Origin of the sequence: Flammeovirga agarivorans, assembly GCF_012641475.1 — a bacterium.
Classification (GTDB): domain Bacteria; phylum Bacteroidota; class Bacteroidia; order Cytophagales; family Flammeovirgaceae; genus Flammeovirga; species Flammeovirga agarivorans.
The window spans coordinates 209029-234608 of the sequence record NZ_JABAIL010000007.1 but is presented as its reverse complement, the minus strand read 5'-3'; the positions used below and the strand labels follow the sequence as shown (position 1 = coordinate 234608).

The following is a 25580-nucleotide window of genomic DNA, read 5'->3' as shown; positions in this document are numbered from 1 at the left end:
TTATTATTACATTCGCTTTTTCTTATTTCTTGCATAATCTTCAAAGATCATATCACCTAATCCCTGTAGGCCACTATAGTAGGCATTACCATTATTCGCCTCAGTAAATTCTTTAATGAACTCCTTGAGATATGGATCTGAAGCAATCATAAATGTCGTTATAGGGATTCTAAGTCTTCTACATTGACTGGCCAATGTCAGACATTTGTTCACGATCTTACGGTCTAACCCAAAACTGTTTTTGTAATATCCGCCTGCCTCCTTAAGACAAGAAGGTTTACCATCAGTGATCATAAATATTTGCTTGTTGGTGGTCTTTCTTCTTCTCAGAAGATCCATTGCCAATTCCAACCCAGCTACAGTATTTGTGTGGTAAGGGCCTACTTGTAGATAGGGTAAGTCTTTGATTTTAATTTGCCAAGCATCATTTCCGAAAACAATAATATCTAAAGTATCTTTTCGGTATTTTCGCTTGATCATCTCGGCGAGCGCCATAGCCACTTTTTTTGCTGGAGTGATACGGTCTTCACCATACAAAATCATAGAGTGTGAGATATCGATCATCAACACGGTTGACGTTTGTGTACGATGCTCTTTCTCTATTACTTCTAAATCATCTTCGTAAATAGAAAAATTATCTATACCATGATTGATTTGGGCGTTGCGTATAGAATCGGTCATTGAAATTTGACCTAACGCATCACCAAATTGATAAGGCCTACGGTCAGAAGTCATCTCCTCACCTTGGGTTCCGGTAAAATTAGTTTTATGATTTCCTTTTTGTCCTTTCTTTAACTTCCCAAAAATTTCTTCCAAAGCTCTTTGTCTAATGCTTTGTTCACTTTTGGGTGTTATAGTAAAAGAACCTTCTTGATTATTTTCTTCGATGTAACCTTTATTCTTCAAATCGTTGTAAAAATCACCCATTCCATATTCGTTATTGGTGATATTGTATTGACGATCAAGATTATTCATCCAATTCATGGTCTCACTTACATCACCTCCTGTGATGTTGATCAACTCAAGAAATATTTTTAATAATTCTGAAAAGGTATCTGCCCCCTCAATTTCTGGGGGTATATATTCTGTGAAACGGTATCCGATCATAAGAGAGATAGTTTATTGATCAATTAAAATAACTAATCCCTCTAAGATTTGTTCAATAATGAATTAAATTTATTGAAATATCGATTAGAATTTTATTGTACAGGAAACAAGTGGATGTTTTCTAAGACAAAAGTCGTTTTTAAAGTGTTATCAACGTATAATCTGTCTTCGTTTATTTCGTCGATGTGTATGTGGAAGTCTAAACCAAGTAGTCCATGATGGTGAATCAGCTGGGAAGCATTATCTGTGTAAAGAATAACGGGTAATCCATATAAATTGAGACCTACGTTCCTTATTCTTCTAGGTTTTCGGAAACTGACTAGTTGTATTCGTTCTTTCAACTCTTCCCTTTCAAACTGTTCAGCATGTAATCTTTTCTGTGATGGAAATAAAGAAATAAGCTCTTTATTTAAATCCGATTGATTGGATATGCTGGTGTAATAGTTGAAATAGGTATCAAAATTATCCACTGAGGAGCTGGTACTCGCGATGAAAAACAACATGCCGGATAGACTTAGAAAGGACCTATGAAGTACCCTATACTTACCATGTGCATGGTACATTAACAAAAGTGAAATGAATAATAATAGGAAAGAAAATACAATTAACCATTTGGAATGAATAAACATTTGATATACCCTATTATTCATCTCTTTTATTTTGTTATCCTCAACCATGATGTATTCAAGGTCGTTGATAGACAGATCTGTAAGGGTTATCGTCGTGATTTCTCCAGTTAATTTTTCGACAAATACTTTCGATTCGTCTGAAGCCAATAGTTTACCTCTAAGAATAATGTTACCTTCGGTTCCTAACCAATTTCGATAGTCTAAATTAGTAGTATTTCCAAGGCATAGATTGATGTTAGTGATAAACAGTAATAATAAGTAATAGTGTTTCATTGTAGGATAAATAAATTCACATTTATCTTTCGATTACATAGCGATTAGTCATTGTATGTATTTACAAAATAAAGGTAAAGATAATACTCAATGAAATCTGTATTTTTAGCTCATTATATTTAAATAGTGCAATAAGATACTACTTACGTTCAAATTGCACTATTTAAATAATTTCAACATAATTGGTTAATAATAAACAATATTTTATTAACTTAGAACAGTTGTTGTAAAGTCCCTAATAAAATAAAAGCTGAAGCTACAAAACCGTAAATATAGTGATTATCAAAGTGTTGTATTGCATGACCAGATAAATTCAGTATTCCTCTATGATTAATTGGAAGGTTGTTAGTGAAAAACTGACCATCAGAATTAATAATATTCTCTTCTTCTTGGTTTTTGATAAGCCACTGCTTATTGATTAAGTTTTTAGAGTACCAATAATATGTTTTATCATGGATTTTTATAACCGCTTTATTTCCTAAAAGGTTAACTCGAATACTACCCACTTTTTTATATTCATCGGTAAGAATATTAATAGTAGTATGTAAGCGGACTGTAAATTTAAAAATGTACTTTTTTTTACCCCATGTCCCTATTAGTTTGTGAAGCCATTTTTTTTCGATCAAACTAGAGACGAAATAATCATCTTCATATATGGTCTGATCTTCTTCATTGGTTTTTGACAGTGATATACTGGATCGTATCATGGATATTAGTTGATGGTTGTTCAATACCAATATAAGAAAAAAATAGATTCCATGAAAAATCTTGAATTTTATTTAACGCTTTGATTATTAGTTAGTAATTGATCAATCAACTCATTAATACGTGTAACTTGTACATTTTCATCACGGTTATCAAAAATCCATTGAACATAGTCCTTTTGCCGGCTTTTAGGTAGTTTAACAAAACATTGTTGAGCCTCTTTAGAAATTTCTGATAGTATTGATTCAAGTTCAGAAGTATTTTGAATATGTGCATCATCACGATAAAGGTGTATGAGGACTTCATCTCCTTCTCCTTTCTTTAACTTTTTCCTTAATTGAGCATTTAATGGTAAAAATAGAAAGCCATCACCCTTAGGCATCAGTTTCACCTTATCTAAAGCAATATCATCTACAGATCCACTAACTGTAGTCCAACCAAAGTGGGTGTTCTTTTTAGCTTCTATCTCGGGAACATCTACAAAATGCCACCCTCCTTTACCTTCAAATCTTTGAATAATTAGTTTTTTCTTTACTTCGTTCATTAGTTATAAATAACAACATAGGCATTTAAAGAGACCGCTATAGTTATCCATACCACATAAGGAAGGATACCAATCGACCACCATTTTAATACTTTTATGTATTTTATTAAATAATAATAGATCAATAAGCCTAACAAGGAGATAATCAATAAACCGAATATAGTTTTATGATAATAAAAAAATACTGGATTCCATCCTACATTCAATACGACTTGTAATGAAAACAACCTTAGAAAGGAATTTCGATCTATCAAATCATATAATTTCATTAGGTAAATGGAGAACATAATCATGATTGTTGTCCATGCGGCTCCAAATACCCACCCTGGAGGAGTCCAAGGTGCTTTTGCCAGTTCTGTATACCACTCGGAGGGTACCCCCGCTCCTGTAAAGAAGCCTCCAATTGCAAGGCCTCCAAAATTGATGACTAAAAAAATGATGAGTCTTATGATCATACTGTTATTCGTACATTAAAGATTTATTCCATCCATCTAAATGTAAAACAACCGGAAATGTTTCATCTTTTATCGGTTTTAAATCAATTTTAGTTTCTCTTGTGATATACGCCTCACACTGTTCACTATTCTCTAAAACAAACTTCAAACTTCTCTGAGGGGGATAAGATTCCATAATTAAACCAGCATCAACCACATAGAATACCCAAGAGTCTCCACTACAACCACTATTTGAAAATATAAGATGTAATGTATCATTTATTATATAAGCCGAGTCAACTTTTGAAGCGGATACATTTTGATATAATTCTTCGTCAATGAGCACTTCAGAAAGGTTTTCATCCTCTTCTGGAGACATATTATCGTCCACTTTGTTATCTTCACAACTAAAAAAAGAAAGTAGAATCCCCAATAAAATAACTGTCCTTAGTATCATTAGTTAATTAACTTTTGTTTTGTGAATTATCCTTTTTTGTTAAAAAATATTGATTAATTTAGATAAAACTTTTTAATCTTATCCATCAAAGTAAACTAAATTTTTAATGAACTTAAAGCGTTTGACGGGTTTATGTCTACCTGTTTTTGTAGGGATATTTGCCTGTACAGAATCTAAAGATGTAGTTGAGGAAATTATTGATGAAACTCCAGACCTTGAATATGAACTCCCAACTATAGCAGTAGATTCTATCGATTCATATGTAAGAGGTGACTATAGTATTTCTGTGGCATTCAGTGATTACCAAAGTGACATTTTAACACTAGAGAATATTGTACTTAACCATGAGGGAAAACAAATTTCTGAAGGTGTTATCAATGATGAAACTTCAAAAATCACTTTCGAAATTGATTCTAAGACAATAAAAGACGGCATTACCAACCTTGAAGTTAAAGCAACTTTCGAGGCATTAGAGGGACTTAGTGAAACCGAAGCATCTCTAAATTTTGATATTGAAGTAGATAATTACTTCCCGGCCTTATATGTAGGAAATGGATACTCTGATCGCAACTATGACAATAATTATAGTAGAAGAACTGAATATTCTTTAGACTTCTTTATTACTGATCAGAACAACAATCAGATTTCTGAAATTTATAACAGTGCTGAAATTGAAGGAGATTCAGTGATGATTGAAATCCCAGAAGATTTTGAAGGTCAAACTTATAACATTGTTAGAGTAGAACATTATATCGATGAGATATATGGAGATACAAGTGAGGAACCTTACAACAATAATAATAAGAGAAATAATAACTCAATTACGATTGAAACCAAACATACTAATGGAGAAAGTAATGAGTTTAAGTTTCGAGATCCTCTAGTAGAAAAAAGTATCACTTTAGCTATTAGTAAAGATATTGAAGATTATTATGTTAGTGGGTATTATCAAAGTGGTGCTGATACTAGATCTGAAAGCTCTGATGATAACTATAACTACATTACTTATGAAAAAGTAAAAGTCCCAATCTCTTACCGTAATATGTTTATGGACAATGTAACCGTATTTAGTGGTGAGAAATATGCTACTGTCTTACTTAGCTTTATGGAAGATGGTGACACTATGAAGATAGAACAAAACTCTCTCACTGATGAGTATGTGGAATTTCGTTTTAACGAAATAGATCAAGAATACTTCCATATGTATACATTTGGGATAAAAGGAGATCAAGAAGGCTTCTTATCTTCGATGGAGACTTTTGGTTATGAAGATGATGAAAAATTTTATAAGGTAAGAAAACCACTAAATAGTGATACAGAAATTGAATACCTTATTATAGCTACTAAGTATTTTGATGGTGGTAATACTACTGTTAGAACATCAGGAAGAGAAACTCCTATCAACAACTACAGACAGTATATTACAAAAGATAACTTTACTACTGTAAATACTTCTGACAAAATTGGTTTAAAAAGTGATTTAGTTTTAGATAACCAAACAAGAAGAATCACCTTATCAAACAATACGGGAGATAATAAAGATGAGGTAATCAGTGAAATCAGATTATATAGCCAACAAGATATTGAAATGGGACGAAGTTTTAATTTTGATATTTCTTCTCTAAACAATAGTATTCTAAATGAGCTATTATCTTCATCTAGTCACGATGTAAGTTATAGTGTTTCACAATATGATGCTGCTTCAAATTCGCATTTAATTGATGGATCATTTAGTATTAATTGGTCTGATGTTCCTACTCCTGCAAGAGTTCAAAGAACAACAGAACATTATATTAATCATCAAAGAGTACTTCAATAAAAATTAAGGCCGTTAATAAAAAAATTAACGGCCTTAATTTTTACAATCTATGAGGATATAATTCTATTAAGAAGCAGAAAACAATACTATTTGTACCTTCTTATGCTTGACAATTCAACTTGATTTTGTAATATTGGTTCTTAATTTAATCTAACATACAATAATAACTTAAGCAAAGTATTGATATAAAACGCTATTGTAGAAGTAATAGACTTCTATTTTGATCAAATAAGGTATTGATAATTTTTTAACGCTACATCTTCTCATCAGTATCCTTAAGAAAACAAATTCTCAACTTCAATTCAATTAATTAAGTAACTATAGATCAATACTTTAATGCTGTTATTATTGATATTTCCATCGCTAAAACAAAATTACAAATCACTATGATTAAGCAACTATTTTCCATCTTATGTATTTCAATACTCTTTTTTAATGCTTCTTGTACTACCCAAAAAGAAGTAGTAGAAGAGCTAGAAGAAGAACAAGAGCAAAATGAAGAAGACCTTGAGACTGAATTTGACCTTCCCACTTTAGTATCAGACTCTACCTTATCATTTCTAAGAGGTGATGATACTTTATCGGCTTCTATTCAAGACTTGGATCTCGAATATTTAGAAATTACGACAGTTGTACTTGAACATAATAATCAGCAGATATCAGAAGGTATTTTCTCTGAGGATTCAACTTCCATTAATTTTCCAATTGACAGTAAGGAGCTACCTGAAGGTTTTGTAAACTTGGAGGTTAAACTTTTTTTAAAAGAAGTTCTATCAGAAGAGGAAGTAGAAGTTACTACGACAATAAGTATGGAAGTTGATAATTATTTCCCCGCTATCTTTTATGAGAGTAATTATATTCAACTTCAATACTTCTCATACACTGATGTCTGGACGGCTTTTTCAATAGATCTATTTTATGCAGATTTAGAATACAATAGAATTACAGACATTTATAATGTTGCAAATATTGAAGGTGATTCTCTTACTCTTGAAATCCCTGAGGGGTATGAAGGACAAGAGTATTTCCTCTGTAAACTCATTAATAATACCCAAGAAAATCCTTCATCAAATGGTTCTACTGTCACTTCAGTGATTAATAGTATGTATATTGATGAAATTTCTTCAAATGGTTCTTCTAAGATCAATTATGCTTCTTCTAGCAATAAGGGTGATTACAAGTCCGTTACTGTTGCAATTAACAATTCGATAGACTACAGCTTTTCAGGTAGATATGGTAAGTATGAAACTACAACAAAAGATGGCTATCAATTTACAACTTTCGAAAATATTATTGACCCAACTGCAATTAAAAGAGTTACACTAAATGACTTAGTGATCTCTTCAGGTGACAATTCAAATATCGTTGTACTATCGTATATTAATAATGGAGACACATTATGGGTAGAAGAAGATCAATTAACTGAACCTACAGATTGGAAAGCTCTACCTTACAAAGATCGAGAAAGACTACTAGTTTCTTGTTTTGTTAAATCTGATGGTATTGTAGGTCAAATTTATAATATGTTTGACTTCTACGATGAGAATAATATCGAATATTATAAGACGAGAAAAGTACTTAACGAAAATACTGAAGTCATTTATTCATTAAGAGCTGATAATAATCAAACAGAATATTATTCCCTCTTAACTACAACGACAAAAGAACTTCCTTTTACAAATTATAGAAATTTTTATAGTCCAGAAGATTTTGGAATTTCAATTCAAGATGGCGATGTAACAATAAATAATCACAATGCAGATTATTTTTATAAGTTCGTTATGGTGAAGGAATTGGATCAATCAAACCCGAATTTTAGACAGGCCATCTATATTACTTTAAATAAGTCTAATCACTTGACAAGGGAATTTAATTTCAATTTATCTTCTCTAAATCAAGAAAATACCAATACGTTATTTGATAATCTTCCTTTAAATTATGAAGTAAATGTCACTAACTATGATGATAGCTATTATGATGCACTCAATAATGGTGCATTTAAAGTTAATTGGGATCTAGAATAAAACATATAAGGCTACCTATTTGGTAGCCTTTTTTATTATCCTTTTACTTGTACTCTAACCACCTGATTATTGATGATTACTGTAAATCTTGAAAAGTCATTGGATAACTCTCCACAGAGTTCTTCTTCCAATTCAGACTTTTCTGACATCGTAATACCGGTACCTTCTGAGAACTCTTTATAGATCATCACTGCTCCGACAGTGTTTTCCCAAAGTTCAATAACAGAAGCCATTATTGGTAAATTTGGTACACCTTCCATTTGTTTAAAGATCTCCTCTTCTTCATCATCAGTTTCAGATTCTGCCAAATCCATTAATAAATCATAGTGATCTTCATCTAGAATATATTCTACATCGACCTTTTGGCCGTCGCTGTTTAATTGTTGAATCTGTTCTAAAGTATTCATTTTACCTATAGATTAATTTTGAACCGAAGTTAAAAATAGATTGGGTGATATCACATAACATTTATCATAACTTTACTAAATCAAAAAAATGGCCCATGAAAATCTTTCACAGGCCTTGCAGGATTGGTTCTAAGTCACTATTTATTTCTTTAAATTACTTTTATTAAAAACATGGTCAGGAATAGGAACATTATCTTGTAGATCCATAATAATAAAATCGGTTCCTTTTCCATCTTTCAATACGTCTTTATAATTCATTTTAAAAGGGAAATACCTATCTCCTACTTTTCGAATATCAGACATATTCATCTGCTTTAGCATTTGACCACTTTTGGCAAAAAGATCTTGTCTCATGGGTACATAATGATCTTTAGTTACCCACATTTTCATTTTGTAATAAGTTATATCTGCTACTTTCGCCTCTAAATCTAGAACAATACATTGCTCTCCATTCATTTCTTCTTCTCCTACCAATGTAGCTTTGTAGGTATCTACTAACTTACGTTCTTGCATCATATCTTCGTAAGACATATCTGATCCATTGACTGACTGCCTTAACATATGACCCGAGATTTGAATAGTACGATCCGAAGATGGGGAATAGATCCAAAGTTTATCCTCTAATTTCAACATTTTTGTACCTTTTTCTCTTGCGGGAGATAGGTATTCTGAGAAGGAATCTGAAGTTCCTCTAGTATAACCTTTTGAAACAATTTCCTTAGTTTTCCTTTTTCCATAGACGATCATTTTCGACGTAGAAATTTTAGTTTCAGAATACATGTTTTGATCAATCTTCTTTAAGATACTCTGTGCATCTTGAGCAAGTGATAAAGAGGATATATAAAGTAAAACTATTGTTATTATTTTTTTCATTGTTCTAGTATTTAAACACCCAATTCGTTAAATAATTCTGATGTTTGACGCTTAAAAACACCTCTTCCTGACAATAAAGCACCAAGGAAAGTGGCCATTACACCAGGTATAAAACCTATCCAAAGTTGAGTTGAAACCAATTTAGCCCGAATGACATTGCTAATCAAAACACTATTTTGACCAGATGTTACATTAGAAATATCTAAACCTACTTCTTGTAAATAAAATGTAAGAAGCAACCCGAATACAGTTCCTATGATAGAACCTATGACTCCAACTATTACAGACTCCAACAAAAGGCTTTTATAAATTGCTTTTTTAGACTCTCCAATTGCGATTCGGATTCCGAATTCAGTATACCTTCTTAAGCCACCTAATAAACCTGTGTTCCATAAAACAATAGACATCGCGAAAATAAAGAAGATATTAAAAATTGATGCAAATGTGTTCATCAAGTCCAACATAGTGCTTAAACCATTCTGATCTCTCAATGCCAACATTTCTGGTGCATATTCATCAGTATCATTTTCATAAAGTGCATTGAATGAATTCTTTACTTCCTGTATCTTATCTCCATCATAAATATCAATGGGAAGAAAACCGAAAATTTCCTGAGCGGCATTTTCCATATCCAAGATTTGCTCAGCATCTTTTGTATCTATAATAAAAGTTCTATCATCCATGACAGACATTCCAAAAGATACTGCTCCCACGTATGTGAAATTTTGAAAAGACATACTTCCATCCATAGTAGCTCCGAAGAAGGTAATTGTATCCCCTAACTTTACTCCCATTCTTTCGGCCAGACCTTTTCCCAACAACATTTCAAATGAACCAGAAGGCATTTTTCCTTCGACTAGGTTCTCTCGGATCTGCATTCTTTCTAGGTCTTTAGATGAAGATGATAGGTTAAATGCCATTCCACCTGCAATACCTTGTGTTTTAGTAATTCCATTTTTATCGGGTACATCAAGAATACCACCAAAGGAGAACCTTCTTACCCAATCCATCTCTGGGTATTTATCATTCAGTTGTTCTAATAACTTATCAGCTTCTAAGATTGATAAATCTAAAGGACGTTGTGATATATTTTTAACATACTCCCTTGTCATTACTTTCACATGACCAGTTCCAAAACGAGCATTTTGACTAATCATATCTGTAGAAAATCCTTCAATATAACCTATGAAGAATACAGATAATGTTACTCCCAAGCTAACAACAATAACAGGGAGTAAACTTCTACTTTTGTCTCTAATAAGACCTTTAAATAAAAACTCAAACATTATTTCTTCCCTTTTAATGCGTCAACAGTATTCATTTTAGAAATTTTTCTCACCGGTAGATAGCTAATAACAGCCGATAAAAGCACCACCAATATTATAGTTTTGAAAAATAACTCTGGAGTTAACAATGGGTATATAAACTCATCAATAGTAATTCCCATCTTTCTTGATTGCTCCAAATTGGAAGTCATAGGAATACCGACTTTGTTCAGCCACATAATTAATGGAATAGCCACTGCTGAACCGACAATTGTCGCAATAAACGCATACATTGTGCCTTCTAGAGTAAATAAGAAAGTGACTCTTTTTTTGGTAAAACCTAAAGCTATATAGGTCCCAATTTCTTTCTGACGTTTAAAAACAGAAAATACCTGAGAATCGAAAATGGCGATTAATGCGATTAACATGAGAATTCCATATAGAAATGAAGAACCTCCTTTTTTCATTTCTATCAAATCATAAAAAGGTTGAAGTAATTCCTGTTTTGATTCGTATTCCCAACCTTCTATATTTTGATGTTTATATTCTTTATCTGCTAGAAGGTAAGTGGCCTGCTGATGAAACCCTGTTAGTTGATTCAATTTCTCCAAACCTATCCAAACTTGGTTAGCATCAACTGTTGGTACAGTTGTTTCGAAAATATCAACAATAGTAACATTTTGAGCGTCAAAGGTTCCATTTTTATCTTTCCACCTCATTAAGATTTCATCACCCTTTTTCAAGTGATTGTCTTGGGCCATCCCTTGACCAATAATTACCGGAATTGGCACCTTAGAATTGGATAAAACCTTTGTGGGTAGTTTAACTACGTCCTGTTCTGACGCAATCCCCTTTAATAAAATTGGTAACATTCGACCATCAGGGTAAATATTTGCCTGACGGATTAATACTGGGGTTAAATGTGCATTTTCTGAATATTGGCCATGTCCTGACTCAATCGTAAATGGATCCATTTTATCATAATCTGCATGAATCAATTGTCCTTCTGCAAACTCCCAGTTCACTTGATCCTTGATCCCTTGGTATTCCCAACCCATATATAGGCTATTGAAAAATAGGATCATGACAAATGCCAGAGATAATGTGATTATCGTTAACCAAGTTCTCAACCCTGAACTAATGATATTCCTAAAAGCTAGTCGAAAACTTAGTAATATATTATGTATCGTTTCCATCGCTTTATTTACTTTCGTCGTTCTTTACCTTACCATCTTCTAATGATATTACTCGATCGAGTGATTCTATTACTTTATTATCATGTGAGGAGAATATAAAGGTGATGCCTAATTCTTCGTTTAATTGCTTAAGAATCTCCATGATTTTATAAGCATTCTTTGAGTCCAAATTTGCTGTGGGTTCATCTGCTAAAACAATATCTGGTTTTTTCACTATTGATCTAGCTATAGCCACTCTTTGTGCTTGACCTCCTGAAATTTGTGATGGCTTTTTGTTTGCAATATCAGCTAAACCCACCCATTCCAGCGCTTCCATCACTGCTTCTTTTCTTTCTGCTTTTGTACGTTTTTGTAGTAGTAAAGGAAATTCTACATTCTCATAAATGGTATAAACTGGCAATAGGTTATAACTCTGAAAAATAAAGCCTATATGTTGATTCCTGAGCAATGCCGATTCCTCATCAGATTTTGCTGCTACGTTTTTACCACTTATTAATATGTCACCTTCAGAACAGGTATCCAATGCACCAATTAGATTCAGTAATGTTGTCTTTCCAGATCCACTTGGGCCAATTAACCCAGCAAATTCTCCTTTTTTGAAATTGAGTTCGATATCACTTAATGCAGTAAACTCGGATTCTCCTACAGGAAACCGTTTCGTTACTTTTCGAATTTCAATAATGTTGTTTGTTTCCATTTTCAGTTCTATTTAGTGATTTAATGTTGCCATAAGTCTCAATCCAAAACCAGGTGTAAATTGGTTAAGATCGTTATTTACATATGGGGTTGAAATTTGAGTTGTTGGGTTATAATATGCCATGATATACCCTGTCCAGATATCAAAATCATGGTTATAAGTGGCATAAACACCTGTACCATCATTCGTCCAATCCTGATAGACCATCAATGAAATATTATCAAAGAAGCTGACAGGATAATTGAATGAAATGGCACTTGTATTACCTTTATATTGTGGTTGATTGATTTCTTCTCCATATCTAGTAAATAAATGCTCGAAAACGATATTCACTCCTTTGATGGTATAATCTATTCCGACATCCAATAATGCTTGGTGAGTCAATCCTAATGGATCGCTATTAGCATTTAAAACGATAGGATCTTTAGTCTTTGTATATGTCCCTTCAAACCAGATACCAATGCCAATATCCCACTTCCCATCCACACCATACTTGTTCTCTGGTGTTTCAATAAAAAGCGGATCATTGATGTTCCAACGGTTATCAAATACAGCAGTTCTATGGTGATAGGAAAAGGCAATTTCTCCTTTCGGGGTAGGTAATTGTAACCTACCTCCTAGCTCTGGATGATTTCTTACTGTTTGAAGTATATCATATCCTCGCGTCTCTTCATTTCCATATAAAGCCCAAAACCAAATATTTGCATTGTTCTTAAAGTAATACTTCCCTAATGCAGCATAAACTCCATTAGTTAAGCCTAAAGGGTCTCTTGGGTCTATTTGATTAAACCATTGTAACGGTCTTAATAAAGTAGAAGAACCAAAGTCTATTTTCTGTAAGCCAATTCTCACTTCACTGTTTTCGTAAGCATAACGAACCCATGCTCTATAAGGTGCTACTGTTCCCTCCCAAATGGAATTACCTCCTGCATATTGAACAGATCCATAGATATTAGCGGAAACGTAAGCAGAGATACTCTGTAAGGAATCTATTTCAAATTCATATTTCAATTCTGGGATATATCGTACACCGGTCCAAAGCTGTTGTTGATCTGACTCAGGTGAATAAGTAGTAAACCCCTGAAACAGTCCATTGAAATCTAAGGTAGACTGAGCCGTTACATTTATTGATAGACCAAGTAATATGTAAATTAAAGGATACCTCATCATCACATTATTTACTGATACCAAAGAAAAAAAACTTAGTAATCGACCTTGTCATTTCTTCTGATGATGAGAACATATGAAGAAGGTGGTCATCGTTCATCATCTCTTGGAGTTTATTCATCATATACATAATAAATTCAACTGATATATCTTCTGAAATTTCTCCTTTAGATTTAGCCAAAAGTATTTCCTGAACAAACAAAGCATTACTTTCACTTTTTATACGCTCTAATGCTGTGAGGACTTCTGTATCTTTTTGTGAAAAATAACTGTACAAGTCCTGTAAAAAAGTGAGGGATAGATGCTTGCTATACTCAATCTTGAAATTGATCACCTCTATTAATTTTTCTTGAAAAGTGATTTCCTTTTTTATCACTTCCTTAAAGTCCTGAATTCCTTGGTTTGAAATTCCAGTGACTATCTCAAGAATAAGTTCATCTTTATTTTTGAAGTTTCTATAAAAAGTCATCTTAGAAACATTAGCATCAGAAATTATTTCTGTGATACTCACCTTTATGATTCCTCTGTCAAAAAAGAGGTTTTTTGCTGCCTGAATGATCTTATCTTTTGCCTTCATAATGTTACTTATTCAGTAATATGTTACTAATTTAGTATCATTTTTTATTTTAAGTAACTTTGTAAAGAAATTTTAACAATAGTGAATGAAAACAATTTGATCCGAAAAATATTATAACTTAGGAAAACAATATACTTCTACTATAAACTCATGACTTCTAATATATTACACATCTCAACTATCATCGACGGAGAGGAATCCGAATTATACCCAACTTTAATTAAGAGTCCTCTAGGTAACTATCTTGTAGACACTGGTTATAATGAGTCTTATGCCCAATTAGAAATAGAGCTTCAAAAACATGGACTATCATATCAACACCTACAAGGCATTATTATTACACATGATGACATTGACCATATTGGTTGCGTAAAAGCAATTAAAGAATCAAACCGTTCAATTCAGATCATTTCATCTAGAAAGGAAAAAGCTTCATTAGAAGGTAAAGTAATTTCAGAGAGATTAGAACAGGCAATTTCTTCGTTTGATCATTTACCTGATGCTTATAAGCCTTGGGGAAGAAAATTTATCTATTCGCTTCAAAACGTTAGAAGGTTCAAAGTGAATCATACTGTAAAAAATCAAGATGAATTATTAAATACTTGGAAGGTAGTGGAAACTCCTGGTCCTACCAAAGGTCATATTTCACTCTTCAATAAAAAGAGTCATACGCTTATTGCTGGTGATGCAATTGTTTTTAGAGATGGGAAATTAGATATTGCCAACTCTCAGTTCAATCTTGACCTTGATACCGTAGTTGATTCGGTAAAAACCATCAAGAGTTTATCCCCTAAAAAAATCATCTGTTTCCATGGAGGTGAGGTAACAGAAAATATAGATTCTCAACTGAATGATCTGATTAAAAAGTACTCCACTTTTAAAGAAAAGAAGGTAAATCAGTTCAATGTTTTTTATCGTTAAGTTATATCACAATCTGTTAGTTAAAGAAATAGTCAATCATAATTGATTGACTATCTCTATATTTTTATACTAAACGCCTTCTTTCTGTAAATAAGATAAATAACAGAATTAATACTGTCCCAATGGTAATGGCAACAGATTGTGGCATTCCAGAAGTTTCAACTGTTTTCGTAAAATGGTCTGTAAAATCATTTCGATTAGATAAAATGGCTTTACCATTAGACTCACCAATTTTATAAACAAAGAGAGATTGGTGGTCCTCATTTTCAGAAAATGCTTCAATTTGTACTTTTAAAGTATGAATTTTAGAGGGGACTTCAGTAGTGATAAATTTTAGATCGGTTTGATGCTTACCCAACTTAATACCACCATCTAAAAGTATGATTTCCTTTCCATTGATATTCAACTTAAAGTTTTCTTTTATATATCTTACTATTAGTGATTTATATTGCCCTACGGTATAATTTTCAAACTCCTTTTCACCGTATGCTTTTAGTAGAGCTGCATCTACTCCATCTTGGCTGAGGTATATACTTAATAGCCCTTGCGAATCTTGTTTTTCAAGATAGAATTTTGCTGATAGAGGATTATGTGCTTTAACTCCATAACTTAAGCATAACCCAACGATTAGGAAGATTATTTTATTCATATCTGAAATTGTTTGAACGAACGGCCACTCCTTTTAAACATACCGGAACATTAGGTGCATCGGTTGTACTTGCTACATAATGATATACACCGTCAGGATACTCAGTTGTGATAGCTGATCTACCTCCACATTCATCTAAATCATCGGGTTCCACAGCATAAGCGTAAATAGGGTATCCATCTTTTGCAAAACCTACCAACTTTGTTGCATCTCCTAGCAATTGATCGACATAATCTCCGCAATTTATATCTGTGATATTATTAGCAACTAATACTCGATCCATTACTTCTGCAATAAAATGCCAATGGTAATACCCAGCAGGATCCTTATGACCTCCACATCTATCCAAAGATGGTATTTTTGCACTAGCCATTATTCTATTTGTTGGACCACTAATGGCCGAAGGTGGTGTTCCATTAATTGGTACTCCATCTATAGATACACCAATCAATTCTACTGTTTCTATAGTATTTACAGATGAAGCTAGCTTTGGAGTTTTAGGAATTATATAAGTTAATTCTAAGTCATCATCTGGAGCCGCATCAAGACAATAAGAAAGGTTTTTCTCTAATGCTCCGCTTTGGAAATCATCGATTCTAATATTTCCTTGATCATCTACAATATCATAACCATCCTGTTCCATGGCTTCAAATAAAGCCCTTTTCATTACTTGAAAACCTGGATTTGTGTCTCCATCATATATTCCAAGACCTCCTACATCCTCTAAAGTTTCAGGACAAAGTGGGCTATCATTTTCTACGGGGTTAGCAGAGAAAGTAATTTCAAAACACTCTGCAGTAGTGCCATCTTCAAGAGTAGCAGTAACTGTTTCAATAGATATTAGTGATTCCTGATTAAAATACTCGGAGGCAATTAAAAATTCTGGAGTTTCTTCTTCTTCTTCAGTATTCGTTGAATCGTTTTCACTTTGATTTTCATCAGCAGTCTCATCTGTAGCATCTTCGTCAGATGTATCATCATCGCTGGATGTATTTGTAGTGGTATTATTTGAAGGGGTTGCATCATCTTCAGTCGATGAACATGAGTAAGAGAAAATACCAATCAACAAAGTAACAATAAAAAGCAGGGTATACTTTTTCATTAATAATAGTAGTTAAATAAAAAAATAGAATAATATAGATTTTTGGTTTCTGTAATAATATGAGATTAAAATGGTTTTAGCAGAATTAATAAGGTTACAAATAGTAACAAAACCTATAACAAACTGAATATCAGTATTAATTTACAGAATATTTGAATAAATAGAAAAGAAAAGGTCCATCAATAACAAGAATTATTGATGGACCTTTTTGGCGATAGTATGAATTTGTAATGAATTACCCTGCGATTAAGTTCACCACAGAAAGAACTCCAATCACATACATTGTAATTGGTAATTCTTTACCTTTTCCTCCTAAGATCATTAATACTACATAAGAAATAAATCCGAATGTAATACCCATTGAAATAGAGTAAGTTAATGGCATCATGATAATCGTTAAGAACGAAGGTACCGCTGTTAACATATTATCAAATTTGATATGCTTGATGTTCATAAACATATAAACACCGACCATTAATAATGCTGGTGCTGTCGCATAAGCAGGAACGATTCCGGCTAATGGTGCAAAGAATAAACAAGCAGTCATAATTAGTGCTGTAAACACCGATGCTAAACCTGTTCTTGCACCAGATGCAATACCTGAAGCAGACTCAATAAAGATAGTTGTTGTAGAAGTACCTAAAACTGCACCCGCTACTGTAGTTGCTGCATCTGCTTCTAAGATTTTTTCTAATCTTGGTACAGATCCATCCTCTTTCGTTAAACCTGCTTGATTTGAACAAGCAATAATTGTAGATAATGAATCAAATAAATCTACAAACATAAACGAGAAGATTGGTCCGATAAAAGCAAATTTCAAAGCACCCATAATATCTAATTTCATAAATACAGGCTCAATTGAAGGAGGTGTACTTACGATAGAAGAAGGTAATTCGACATAACCGAAAATGGTACTTACTACCGTAATAGCTACGATACCAATTAAAATACCACCAGTTACTTTTTTATATTCTAAATATGCGATTAAAATAAAGCCTAGTAACGATATGATTAAAGTAGGTGTAAATGGACCTAAGCTTACTAATGTAGCTGGGTGATCCACAATTAAACCCATGTTTTTCATACCAATAAACGTAATAAATAATCCAATACCTGCCGTTACTGAAATACGTAATGACAATGGTATAGCGTTAGCAATTTTCTCTCTAACACCAACAAAAGTAAGTATTACGAAAACAACACCTGAAATAAATACAATACCTAAGGCAGTTTCCCAAGGAACACCTGCACCTAAAACGATTGTATAGGTAAAGAAAGCATTAAGTCCCATTCCCGGTGCCATAGCAAATGGCATCTTACCCCAAAACGCAGCCAATAATGTACCTACGATTGAAGCTAATAATGTAACAGAGAATAAGGCATCTTTATCCATCCCAGCTTGTGATAAGATATCAGGATTGACAAAAATGATATATGCCATAGTAAGGAAAGTAGTTAAACCACCAATAAACTCCTTACTAATTGTGGTATTATTTTCTTTTAATTTGAATACTTTTTCCAGTAATTCCATTTCTCTTTTATTTAAACCTGAATGATTATTTGGCGAATATAAGTAGTCAACTTATAAATTAGAATGTTAATCGCACACAAGGTTGTGGAACGAATGCTGTAGCATCGTTTTCAGCCAAGTTTTTGTTAAAGTGCATGTAGATATCACAACCGATTTCCAACTTAGAGTTCTCATCGTTTTTAAATACTGTGTTTCTACCAACGTCAAATAAAAATCTTGTTTGTGAAATGAAATCTGTACCCATGTCTGTACGACCAAACTCAGACTTGTTTGTTGCATTTGGAATTAAATCGAAGAAACCTTGGATTCTGAAACCAGCCTTCTTCCAAATAGGTAAATCAAATACCCCTGTAAACTGAACTGCATCTTCTCTGATGTTGTCAGTTCTCCAATACGTAGAAAGTTTTAAGAAACCACCTTTAGGTGCTTTAAAAGTCATACCTAAACCAGCAAGACCTGCAAAAAATCCATTACCCATGTTTACTTGAGTATCAATTGAAAAATCTGCAATTGGACCTAAAGAAAAATCTTTACCCGTGATACCACCTAAACTGATCCAAGGAGAAACCTCAGAGTATACACGGTAGTTTGCTGCGGCTGGGTCTAAATCTTCGTTATTGAAACCCGTTAAGTAGAAACCATCAGGTGCTCCCATAAAGTTTACGAAGCCATAAACACCACCCCATTTTGTTACAGTAGTATGATCTAGTGTGAAAAGGTTCATGCCACCATTTTTAGGATTGGCACCTGTTACATAATCGGTATTGTTCCAACCGTATGCATATTCAATAAATGTACTAGAAAAGTTTTGTGCTTGTGTTTGAGTAGATGCAAACAAGCCAACCATCATTAGGAAAGGAAGTAAAAGTTTCTTAGAAACCATTGTGTAGATTATTTAAGACGTTTTTTAAACTCGCTTTAGAAACCTTCTAAAACGCACAGATGGTAATCGCCAATACATCTGCTTTTTCAGTGCAAATATGAACCTATTTATAGGTGAATATCAATGCCTTTTTTACACTTATTCTGCAAAGTGTTATGTGTAATTGAAATATTTAAATAAAAAATAGGATTTTCAATACGTTAAGGGAAGTTTTCGGTAGTGTTAAATATATCTAAATATTTCTTAACAGGTACAACTATTCATCTAAAATAGATTTTATAATCGGCTTCATAGCTTTTCGTTGTCACAAACATTTTAATATCGGCTTGGTACAATTGATCTACAAGAATCCAATCGGCACTGCTTTCATAACTTTTTGAAGATACAATGATATCGGCCTGATACGACTGCCCTACGACAAAGACTTTGTAGTCTGCCTTCCAAGACTGGTCAACAATAAACACTTTTGGTTTAGGTTCGATACTGGCTTCAATATCACAATTGGCTGTCAGTGTAAGAAACGTAAATAAAGAAATTAGGTAAAGTAGTACTCTTCTCATCTCTGTTTTGCTATAAAATTATCACAGAATAAATATAGCTAATAATAAGTACTAGTTAAGAATGTGTTTAGAAAAATTATCTATCAAAAATATAGCAGTCACAAAGAAAAATTATTATTTGTAATTCAAATTAATATAATTCACATCGTTCATTTATCCTTTCAGAAGGGTAATTGATACAAAGCTGATTATATGATCAATAACTTTTTGAAAAAGTTCACATCTATCAATTATTGGCTACTTTTTGTCTATATACTACTTAAATATTCCTTTTCCTTCTTCAATATTTGTAATAACAACACTTAATAATATTTACTATAAAGATAACCAGCGAATGTTATCTATTAAATAAAATAGAAACGAATTATACTATGAGATTAAATTTTACAGCTTCTTTACTATTTACGCTATTTACCGTGGGTGTATCCATTTCTAGTTTTGCACAAACCTTCACTGATGACTTTGAATCACTGGAGTTTGTTCATGAACATTCGGATCACCTAATAATAGATCATGGCAACCCTCTCAATTTTAATAATGATTCAAGTAGAATTGTCAGGAGCTCTACAGAGGATGCTTCATTAATTTACCATTTTACAGAAATCACTGATTTCAATTTACACTTTTGGTCTGTCGATGGCGATCAGAATGCCGGAGATCTTTCAATATTGAGTTCCAATGATGGGGTAAATTATACTTCAGTCAATGTAAACCGCTCATTTTTAAGTGATAACAGCTCATTAAGAACACTTGAAAGCATCACCCCTACCAGTACCCTTTCTCACAGTTATTTAAAAATCGTAATATCGGGAGGAGATGCATCTTGGAAAGCTCAATTGGGGGCCATTCAAATTTCATATAAGGAATTACCAAATAGTATTAACACAGATGAATTGACTGACTTTAACCAAACTGTAGACCATTCCGGCTTTATTCTTTCTACAGATAGCGAAGTCAACTTTAATAATGATAATAATAGATTAGTCAGATCTACAGTAGAAGATGCTCATGTTACCTATGCCGTAAATAATCTTCAAACATTAAATATAAAAACATACACTGTAGCTGGAGATGTAGGTAATGCTGATGTCAATGTTTATTATTCAGAAGATAATATAAACTTTACTGCACTTTCAATATATAATTCACTTACTATTGATCTTGGGTACAGAGCAGAAGTTATCTATTCAAATTCGGGCATAATTCCATCAAAAGCCAAGTACATTAGAGTTCAATTTTCAAATGGAAATGCAGCTTGGAAAACTCATTTAGGAAGTGTTGCTTTTGGTACTTCAAGAGCTAGTAGAGCATTTTATTTAAGTAATGATGGTAATGATACTAATAACGGTAGTATTGCATCACCTTGGGCATCACTAGAAAAAATTAGTGCAACCTCTGTTGGCGTTGGTGATAGTATTCTTTTTGAAAAAGGAGATACTTTTTATGGACACTTTATTGTCAATGGATCAGGAAGTGAAAATTCTCCTTTATTGGTGTCATCATATGGTAATGGAGAGTTACCAATCATCAGTGGTGTGGTGGGAAATGAAAACGGTGGAGATTATCAAGAGGCGTTGTTGATTGAAAATAATGACAATATTATTATTGATGGAATTGAAATTAACAATGAAAGAATTGACAACAGAGAGGGTGTCAGTGAACTGGATGCTTTTGGGATTCAAATTGTTAATTCAGGTTCAAAATCACTTTCTAATTTTATAATACGAAATTCAATAATTAGAAATGTATATGCACCAAAAGCTATTTTAAAAGAAGAAGGAGAAGATGCCTTTAATAGTTTAGAAGTTTCAGGTATTAAATTCTATTCCACTAAGAATTCGGTAAATGGTGAAGAAAAAAACATTAATAACATTTTAGTTGAAGACAATTATTTTACTGATATACAACGTTTAGGGGTCTATGTAAAACACGACGGTGGAGATACAGGAGTTGGTAATGACTCTTTAAATGCAAATTATAATAGTGTTTTTAGAAACAATGAATTTGTTGAATTAGGTGGCACTAGTATCCTTCCTATAAGAACATTTAATTGTTTGATCGAACATAATATTTTTGATCGTCCGGGTTCAAGTAAAGACCCAAGAATGCCTGGTAGAGGAAGTTCGGTTTGGAATTGGAGATGTTTCAATACAGTGATTCAATACAACAAATGTTTAAGTACAAGAGGACATTTGGATTCTCATGGTATTCATATAGATCATGAAAATGTCAATACCTTTATCCAATACAATTATATGGAAGATTGTGAAGGGGGATTTGTTGAAATTTTAGGTGGTAACTTAAATTCTATCTATAGATTTAATGTATCGATCAATGACGGTTGGAGAGAAAATCCTTCATGGACTAATAGTAATCATACAATATGGGTTAATGAAGTAGTTCCTGCCGGAACACATTATAGTGATCAGAATTTTATATATAATAATACAGTATATATGGATAGCGCCTATTCTACTTCTATCGATATTGATGGTAAGGCAACATATATTTTCAACAATGTATTCTATGCTAAAAAGGGACGTATTGGTGGTAAACAGGTAAAAATTGATACACATGGAGAAACGCTGTACGTTCAAAATAACCTATTTTATGGGGATGTTCACAATAATTTTTCTAACCTTGACAATAGCAAAGTAGTTGCTGATCCTTTATTTTATGCCGAAGGTGCAAGAAATGCATTAGGGTATCAATTAAAGAAAAACAGTCCAGCAGAAAATAGTGGTGTTTTAAATGTAGGGCCTCCAATACCAAGTGCAGGAACAGGTATTTTTGCCCATATCCCTGCCTATCCTACAGAAGATTTTTATGGAAATCCTGTTGATCTATTTAGTGGTTCTCCTAATATTGGTGCTATCAATAACAAAAATGGACAATTAGTACCAAGTGAGGTGGCTCCTGTAGAAAGCTTACAATTGTCTACTGACGCTATTGCATTAAATTCAGGTAGCCAAGAAACATTAATAGCAACAACACTACCCGCCTATGCTAGTAATCATTCTGTAAATTGGACTTCTAATAACACTGGTGTGGTTACTGTCGATGATAATGGAACGATTACCGCTATCTCTGCAGGAGTTGCAACAATTATTGCAACAACTGAAGATGGTAGTTTTACCAAATCATGTACGGTTACTGTCAATGATGACCAACCTGTTTCGAAGCCAATAATTACAGATGTACTTGCATATATTTATGCAGCAAAAATTACTTGGCAAGAAGGAAATAATGCGACATACCATAGGATTCAATATAAGCAAGAAGGTAAGGCTTGGAATACTATTGATAATATCCAAAATGTAGACCCTGATGAGTTTTGGATATCAAACTTACTGCCTGGTCAAAACTACTCAGTAAGAATTCGAGCAATGAATACAACCTATATGTCAGCTTGGTCGGATATCGTTAATTTTACTATGAATGAAGACAGTAATAGTCGAATTACCTCTTCAGAACAGTTGGTTTCAGAGCAACCCTACTTGGCTCCAAACCCAGTGCAACACCGTTTAAATATTAAAGGGTTATCTGAAGACACACCGATTAAAGTACTTGATTTAAAAGGTAATATTTTGAAGCAATCAACAAGTCATCAATCTCTGGATGTAAGTGGATTGCAAAAGGGAATTTACATTGTAATGATTGAAGGGTTCAGTCCTATTAAATTCATAAAGCAATAATGATAATACAGTATCTTCATAAAAAGTAAAACTGATTATTAATTACTGTCACCCCATTTGTCTTATTAAGACGTTTGGGGTGTTTTTCTAATCTCTTTGATTTAGAGATAAACTAATCTTATCTCCTATTGCTTTTACTACATTTACAGCTACTGAATTTCCAAATTGTTGATATGCTTGTGTTAATTTTGAAGTGATCTTGAAGCTATCTGGAAAACCTTGCAATCGAGCACATTCCCTTGGGGATAGTTTACGTACTTTACCTTTTACAAGATATAAACCGGTTCTAGAACCTACGCCTCCACCATACGCCGAAAGAGTAATTGCATGACCATTTTCATGGTATATTCGTTCGCCTTGACCACCTTTATTTACAGTCCCAATTTGTATAGGCTTATTGGGGTATTCTGTTTCTTTTAGCATATCAAAAGCTGAAATGTCTTTATAAAATCGGATATCATCACGATCTATCACCTTCCCATCCTTTGGATCTTCTAAAAGAAACTCTTTCAAAGCCACCTTTTTATGTGTTCCTATCGGAAATGAAAAATCTATTTCTAAATCTTTTCTAAAAGCTACAATATATAATCGTTCTCTATTTTGAGGCAATCCAAAATCTCTTGCATTCAGAAGTTTTGTTTTTGCCGTATAACCCAATAACTCTAAAGTTGATAAAATCGTTTTTAGTGTTTTTCCTTGATCATGTCGAATCAGATTCCTCACATTTTCAAGAAAAACAACTTTAGGTTTTTTAGATTGAATAATCCTTGCTACATCAAAAAACAAAGTGCCTCTAGTATCCTCAAATCCTTTTTGTCTTCCAGAAATAGAAAAAGCCTGACAAGGAAAACCCGCACATAGAATATCATGCGTAGGAATATCTTTCTCATCCACCTGTGTGATATCTCCTTGTGGTAAGATACCAAAATTGGCTTCATACGTTACTTGGCATCGCTTCTCCCACTCTACAGCAGATAAACACTTTGCTCCTAAACTCGACAAAGCCAAATGGAATCCACCTATTCCTGCAAACAGATCAATAAAGGTGTATCCATGAAGAGGATGAGATGAAGATGATTTCTTAGACATATTCCTTAAAAAAGTTATTTACTTAAACTTTGGAATGTCCACGCAACAAATCTACTTTTCTTTTGCCCTTGCCCCATATCGATAACATGAAATTCAGCAGGTCGTACTGTTTTCATATGCTTTTTAATAGGAACAACATTCGTTGATTTAGAAACTAATGATGTAAACCAAATGACTTGATCTTTAAAATCTTTACTCTCATCAATCATTTTTTTGATGAAGGCAAGTTCGCCTCCTTCACACCAAAGTTCATTACTTTGGCCTCCGAAGTTTAGGGTAACTTCTTTACTATTTGGGTTTAAGTTCTTTACCTTTCTTGTTGATTGTTGTAAAGCCTCTTCCGCACTTTTATGGAATGGAGGATTACACATTGAAAATGCAAACCTGTCTCCTTCTCTTATCACACCTTTAAAAATACTATCCATATTTTTTTGTTTACGGATACCTATTTCTTTTGGTGAAATCTTATTCTTTTTTAGTATATCAAGGGCATTGTCAATAGCAACATCATCAACTTCTGTTCCTACAAATCTCCAACCTAGCATTCCTTTTCCAATTAAAGGGTAGATGATATTTGAACCAGACCCAATGTCTAGCCCTTTTACCATTGTAGGTCTTAATGAAGTGGTTTGCTCTAAAATATCCTCAATTTTTAAAATATAATCTGCTCTACCCGGAATTGGTGGACACAAATATCCTTCTGGAATATCCCAATATTGAACTTTATAGTACGATTTCAATAATGCTGAGTTCAAAGCTTTCACAGCTTTAGGATCAGAAAAAGTGATCGTTTTTCTACCTGATTTACCCATTATCACAAATGGAGCTAAAGCAGGATGTGCTTTTACAAGCTTATCGAAATTGTAACCTTTTTTATGTAAATTATTAGGATGCATGAAGGATTGATTTTATTAAGATGCGAAGTTAATAATAATCTTAGAATCCAAAATCAATAAAATTAAATAGAATAGGCTGA

Annotated in this window: 24 protein-coding genes; 4 read left to right on the top strand and 20 right to left on the bottom strand. The window is 33.0% G+C overall.

The window, feature by feature from the left end; all coding sequences use genetic code 11:
• Positions 1–6: 6 nt before the first annotated feature.
• The 6 genes from HGP29_RS21040 to HGP29_RS21015 all read right to left on the bottom strand — a co-directional run bounded on the left by HGP29_RS21040 (position 7) and on the right by HGP29_RS21015 (position 4149).
• On the bottom strand, positions 7–1107 hold the full coding sequence (locus tag HGP29_RS21040; RefSeq protein ID WP_168884408.1) for a vWA domain-containing protein: 1101 nt from the start codon (positions 1105–1107) through the stop codon (positions 7–9).
• Positions 1108–1199: 92 nt separating this feature from the next.
• Entirely contained in the window at positions 1200–2009 is an 810-nt protein-coding gene (locus tag HGP29_RS21035; RefSeq protein ID WP_168884407.1) for a hypothetical protein, read from the bottom strand.
• 212 nt (positions 2010–2221) lie between these two features.
• Positions 2222–2716: a hypothetical protein gene (locus tag HGP29_RS21030; protein ID WP_168884406.1), complete on the bottom strand. Its 495-nt coding sequence runs from the start codon at positions 2714–2716 to the stop codon at positions 2222–2224.
• Positions 2717–2784: 68 nt separating this feature from the next.
• Positions 2785–3258, bottom strand: coding sequence for a YdeI/OmpD-associated family protein (locus HGP29_RS21025; RefSeq protein ID WP_168884405.1), 474 nt, complete (start codon positions 3256–3258; stop codon positions 2785–2787).
• Positions 3258–3713: a TspO/MBR family protein gene (locus tag HGP29_RS21020; RefSeq protein WP_168884404.1), complete on the bottom strand. Its 456-nt coding sequence runs from the start codon at positions 3711–3713 to the stop codon at positions 3258–3260. Before HGP29_RS21020 ends, HGP29_RS21025 begins: the two co-directional genes overlap by 1 nt.
• 4 nt (positions 3714–3717) lie before the next feature.
• Complete coding sequence (locus tag HGP29_RS21015) at positions 3718–4149, bottom strand: hypothetical protein (protein WP_168884403.1); 432 nt, start codon at positions 4147–4149, stop codon at positions 3718–3720.
• Positions 4150–4255: 106 nt separating this feature from the next.
• On the opposite strand from HGP29_RS21015, the gene HGP29_RS21010 reads away from it, so the two are divergent.
• On the top strand, positions 4256–5968 hold the full coding sequence (locus HGP29_RS21010; RefSeq protein WP_168884402.1) for a hypothetical protein: 1713 nt from the start codon (positions 4256–4258) through the stop codon (positions 5966–5968).
• Between the two features lie 386 nt (positions 5969–6354).
• Entirely contained in the window at positions 6355–7992 is a 1638-nt protein-coding gene (locus tag HGP29_RS21005) for a hypothetical protein (protein WP_168884401.1), read from the top strand.
• 35 nt (positions 7993–8027) lie between these two features.
• On the opposite strand, the gene HGP29_RS21000 is transcribed toward HGP29_RS21005, so the two are convergent.
• The 7 genes from HGP29_RS21000 to HGP29_RS20970 form a co-directional block, all read right to left on the bottom strand.
• Positions 8028–8399, bottom strand: coding sequence for a hypothetical protein (locus HGP29_RS21000; protein WP_168884400.1), 372 nt, complete (start codon positions 8397–8399; stop codon positions 8028–8030).
• Between the two features lie 141 nt (positions 8400–8540).
• Positions 8541–9272: an outer membrane lipoprotein-sorting protein gene (locus HGP29_RS20995; protein WP_168884399.1), complete on the bottom strand. Its 732-nt coding sequence runs from the start codon at positions 9270–9272 to the stop codon at positions 8541–8543.
• A gap of 11 nt (positions 9273–9283) precedes the next feature.
• Entirely contained in the window at positions 9284–10558 is a 1275-nt protein-coding gene (locus HGP29_RS20990) for an ABC transporter permease (protein ID WP_168884398.1), read from the bottom strand.
• Positions 10558–11733 carry an ABC transporter permease gene (locus HGP29_RS20985; RefSeq protein WP_211093362.1) on the bottom strand — a complete coding sequence of 392 codons (1176 nt, stop codon included), beginning with the start codon at positions 11731–11733 and terminating at the stop codon, positions 10558–10560. The genes HGP29_RS20990 and HGP29_RS20985 overlap by 1 nt, the downstream gene beginning before the upstream one ends.
• A 4-nt stretch (positions 11734–11737) precedes the next feature.
• The gene (locus HGP29_RS20980; protein WP_168884397.1) at positions 11738–12430 is read right to left on the bottom strand and encodes an ABC transporter ATP-binding protein; all 693 of its coding nucleotides are present in this window, start codon (positions 12428–12430) and stop codon (positions 11738–11740) included.
• A gap of 12 nt (positions 12431–12442) precedes the next feature.
• Positions 12443–13621 carry a hypothetical protein gene (locus tag HGP29_RS20975; RefSeq protein ID WP_211093361.1) on the bottom strand — a complete coding sequence of 393 codons (1179 nt, stop codon included), beginning with the start codon at positions 13619–13621 and terminating at the stop codon, positions 12443–12445.
• On the bottom strand, positions 13605–14174 hold the full coding sequence (locus HGP29_RS20970; RefSeq protein WP_168884396.1) for a TetR/AcrR family transcriptional regulator: 570 nt from the start codon (positions 14172–14174) through the stop codon (positions 13605–13607). Before HGP29_RS20970 ends, HGP29_RS20975 begins: the two co-directional genes overlap by 17 nt.
• Positions 14175–14324: 150 nt before the next feature.
• Between HGP29_RS20970 and HGP29_RS20965 the strand changes: the two genes are divergently transcribed.
• Positions 14325–15095 (top strand): MBL fold metallo-hydrolase, encoded by a 771-nt coding sequence (locus HGP29_RS20965; protein WP_168884395.1) that lies wholly within the window; start codon positions 14325–14327, stop codon positions 15093–15095.
• A 64-nt stretch (positions 15096–15159) separates the two neighbouring features.
• On the opposite strand, the gene HGP29_RS20960 is transcribed toward HGP29_RS20965, so the two are convergent.
• From HGP29_RS20960 to HGP29_RS20940, 5 genes are all read right to left on the bottom strand, one after another.
• Positions 15160–15744 (bottom strand): hypothetical protein, encoded by a 585-nt coding sequence (locus HGP29_RS20960; protein ID WP_168884394.1) that lies wholly within the window; start codon positions 15742–15744, stop codon positions 15160–15162.
• Entirely contained in the window at positions 15737–16846 is a 1110-nt protein-coding gene (locus tag HGP29_RS20955; protein ID WP_168884393.1) for a YHYH protein, read from the bottom strand. The genes HGP29_RS20960 and HGP29_RS20955 overlap by 8 nt, the downstream gene beginning before the upstream one ends.
• A gap of 235 nt (positions 16847–17081) precedes the next feature.
• Positions 17082–18377 (bottom strand): NCS2 family permease, encoded by a 1296-nt coding sequence (locus tag HGP29_RS20950; protein ID WP_168884392.1) that lies wholly within the window; start codon positions 18375–18377, stop codon positions 17082–17084.
• Positions 18378–18435: 58 nt separating this feature from the next.
• Positions 18436–19260, bottom strand: a complete 825-nt coding sequence (locus HGP29_RS20945; RefSeq protein WP_168884391.1) for a hypothetical protein — start codon at positions 19258–19260, stop codon at positions 18436–18438.
• A 260-nt stretch (positions 19261–19520) separates the two neighbouring features.
• On the bottom strand, positions 19521–19820 hold the full coding sequence (locus tag HGP29_RS20940) for a DUF6150 family protein (RefSeq protein WP_168884390.1): 300 nt from the start codon (positions 19818–19820) through the stop codon (positions 19521–19523).
• A 371-nt stretch (positions 19821–20191) separates the two neighbouring features.
• Here HGP29_RS20940 and HGP29_RS20935 point away from each other — a divergent pair, with 371 nt between their 5' ends.
• Complete coding sequence (locus tag HGP29_RS20935) at positions 20192–23515, top strand: Ig-like domain-containing protein (RefSeq protein ID WP_168884389.1); 3324 nt, start codon at positions 20192–20194, stop codon at positions 23513–23515.
• An 87-nt stretch (positions 23516–23602) separates the two neighbouring features.
• Here HGP29_RS20935 and HGP29_RS20930 read toward each other — a convergent pair whose 3' ends face one another.
• Both HGP29_RS20930 and rlmF read right to left on the bottom strand, forming a co-directional pair.
• On the bottom strand, positions 23603–24604 hold the full coding sequence (locus HGP29_RS20930; RefSeq protein ID WP_168884388.1) for a DNA cytosine methyltransferase: 1002 nt from the start codon (positions 24602–24604) through the stop codon (positions 23603–23605).
• A gap of 14 nt (positions 24605–24618) precedes the next feature.
• Positions 24619–25500: a 23S rRNA (adenine(1618)-N(6))-methyltransferase RlmF gene (gene rlmF / locus HGP29_RS20925; RefSeq protein ID WP_168884387.1), complete on the bottom strand. Its 882-nt coding sequence runs from the start codon at positions 25498–25500 to the stop codon at positions 24619–24621.
• Between the last annotated feature and the right edge of the window lie 80 nt (positions 25501–25580).

Coding starts and splice junctions, on each gene's coding strand:
- HGP29_RS20990 (WP_168884398.1), bottom strand. CDS start 10,558: ATGTTTGAGTTTTTATTTAAAGGTCTTATTAGAGACAAAAGTAGAAGT.
- HGP29_RS21005 (WP_168884401.1), top strand. CDS start 6,355: ATGATTAAGCAACTATTTTCCATCTTATGTATTTCAATACTCTTTTTT.
- HGP29_RS20950 (WP_168884392.1), bottom strand. CDS start 18,377: ATGGAATTACTGGAAAAAGTATTCAAATTAAAAGAAAATAATACCACA.
- HGP29_RS20980 (WP_168884397.1), bottom strand. CDS start 12,430: ATGGAAACAAACAACATTATTGAAATTCGAAAAGTAACGAAACGGTTT.
- HGP29_RS21015 (WP_168884403.1), bottom strand. CDS start 4,149: ATGATACTAAGGACAGTTATTTTATTGGGGATTCTACTTTCTTTTTTT.
- HGP29_RS20960 (WP_168884394.1), bottom strand. CDS start 15,744: ATGAATAAAATAATCTTCCTAATCGTTGGGTTATGCTTAAGTTATGGA.
- HGP29_RS20935 (WP_168884389.1), top strand. CDS start 20,192: ATGAGATTAAATTTTACAGCTTCTTTACTATTTACGCTATTTACCGTG.
- HGP29_RS20930 (WP_168884388.1), bottom strand. CDS start 24,604: ATGTCTAAGAAATCATCTTCATCTCATCCTCTTCATGGATACACCTTT.
- HGP29_RS21040 (WP_168884408.1), bottom strand. CDS start 1,107: ATGATCGGATACCGTTTCACAGAATATATACCCCCAGAAATTGAGGGG.
- HGP29_RS21035 (WP_168884407.1), bottom strand. CDS start 2,009: ATGAAACACTATTACTTATTATTACTGTTTATCACTAACATCAATCTA.
- HGP29_RS20945 (WP_168884391.1), bottom strand. CDS start 19,260: ATGGTTTCTAAGAAACTTTTACTTCCTTTCCTAATGATGGTTGGCTTG.
- HGP29_RS21010 (WP_168884402.1), top strand. CDS start 4,256: ATGAACTTAAAGCGTTTGACGGGTTTATGTCTACCTGTTTTTGTAGGG.
- HGP29_RS20970 (WP_168884396.1), bottom strand. CDS start 14,174: ATGAAGGCAAAAGATAAGATCATTCAGGCAGCAAAAAACCTCTTTTTT.
- HGP29_RS21000 (WP_168884400.1), bottom strand. CDS start 8,399: ATGAATACTTTAGAACAGATTCAACAATTAAACAGCGACGGCCAAAAG.
- HGP29_RS21025 (WP_168884405.1), bottom strand. CDS start 3,258: ATGAACGAAGTAAAGAAAAAACTAATTATTCAAAGATTTGAAGGTAAA.
- HGP29_RS20965 (WP_168884395.1), top strand. CDS start 14,325: ATGACTTCTAATATATTACACATCTCAACTATCATCGACGGAGAGGAA.
- rlmF (WP_168884387.1), bottom strand. CDS start 25,500: ATGCATCCTAATAATTTACATAAAAAAGGTTACAATTTCGATAAGCTT.
- HGP29_RS21030 (WP_168884406.1), bottom strand. CDS start 2,716: ATGATACGATCCAGTATATCACTGTCAAAAACCAATGAAGAAGATCAG.
- HGP29_RS20985 (WP_211093362.1), bottom strand. CDS start 11,733: ATGGAAACGATACATAATATATTACTAAGTTTTCGACTAGCTTTTAGG.
- HGP29_RS21020 (WP_168884404.1), bottom strand. CDS start 3,713: ATGATCATAAGACTCATCATTTTTTTAGTCATCAATTTTGGAGGCCTT.
- HGP29_RS20955 (WP_168884393.1), bottom strand. CDS start 16,846: ATGAAAAAGTATACCCTGCTTTTTATTGTTACTTTGTTGATTGGTATT.
- HGP29_RS20940 (WP_168884390.1), bottom strand. CDS start 19,820: ATGAGAAGAGTACTACTTTACCTAATTTCTTTATTTACGTTTCTTACA.
- HGP29_RS20995 (WP_168884399.1), bottom strand. CDS start 9,272: ATGAAAAAAATAATAACAATAGTTTTACTTTATATATCCTCTTTATCA.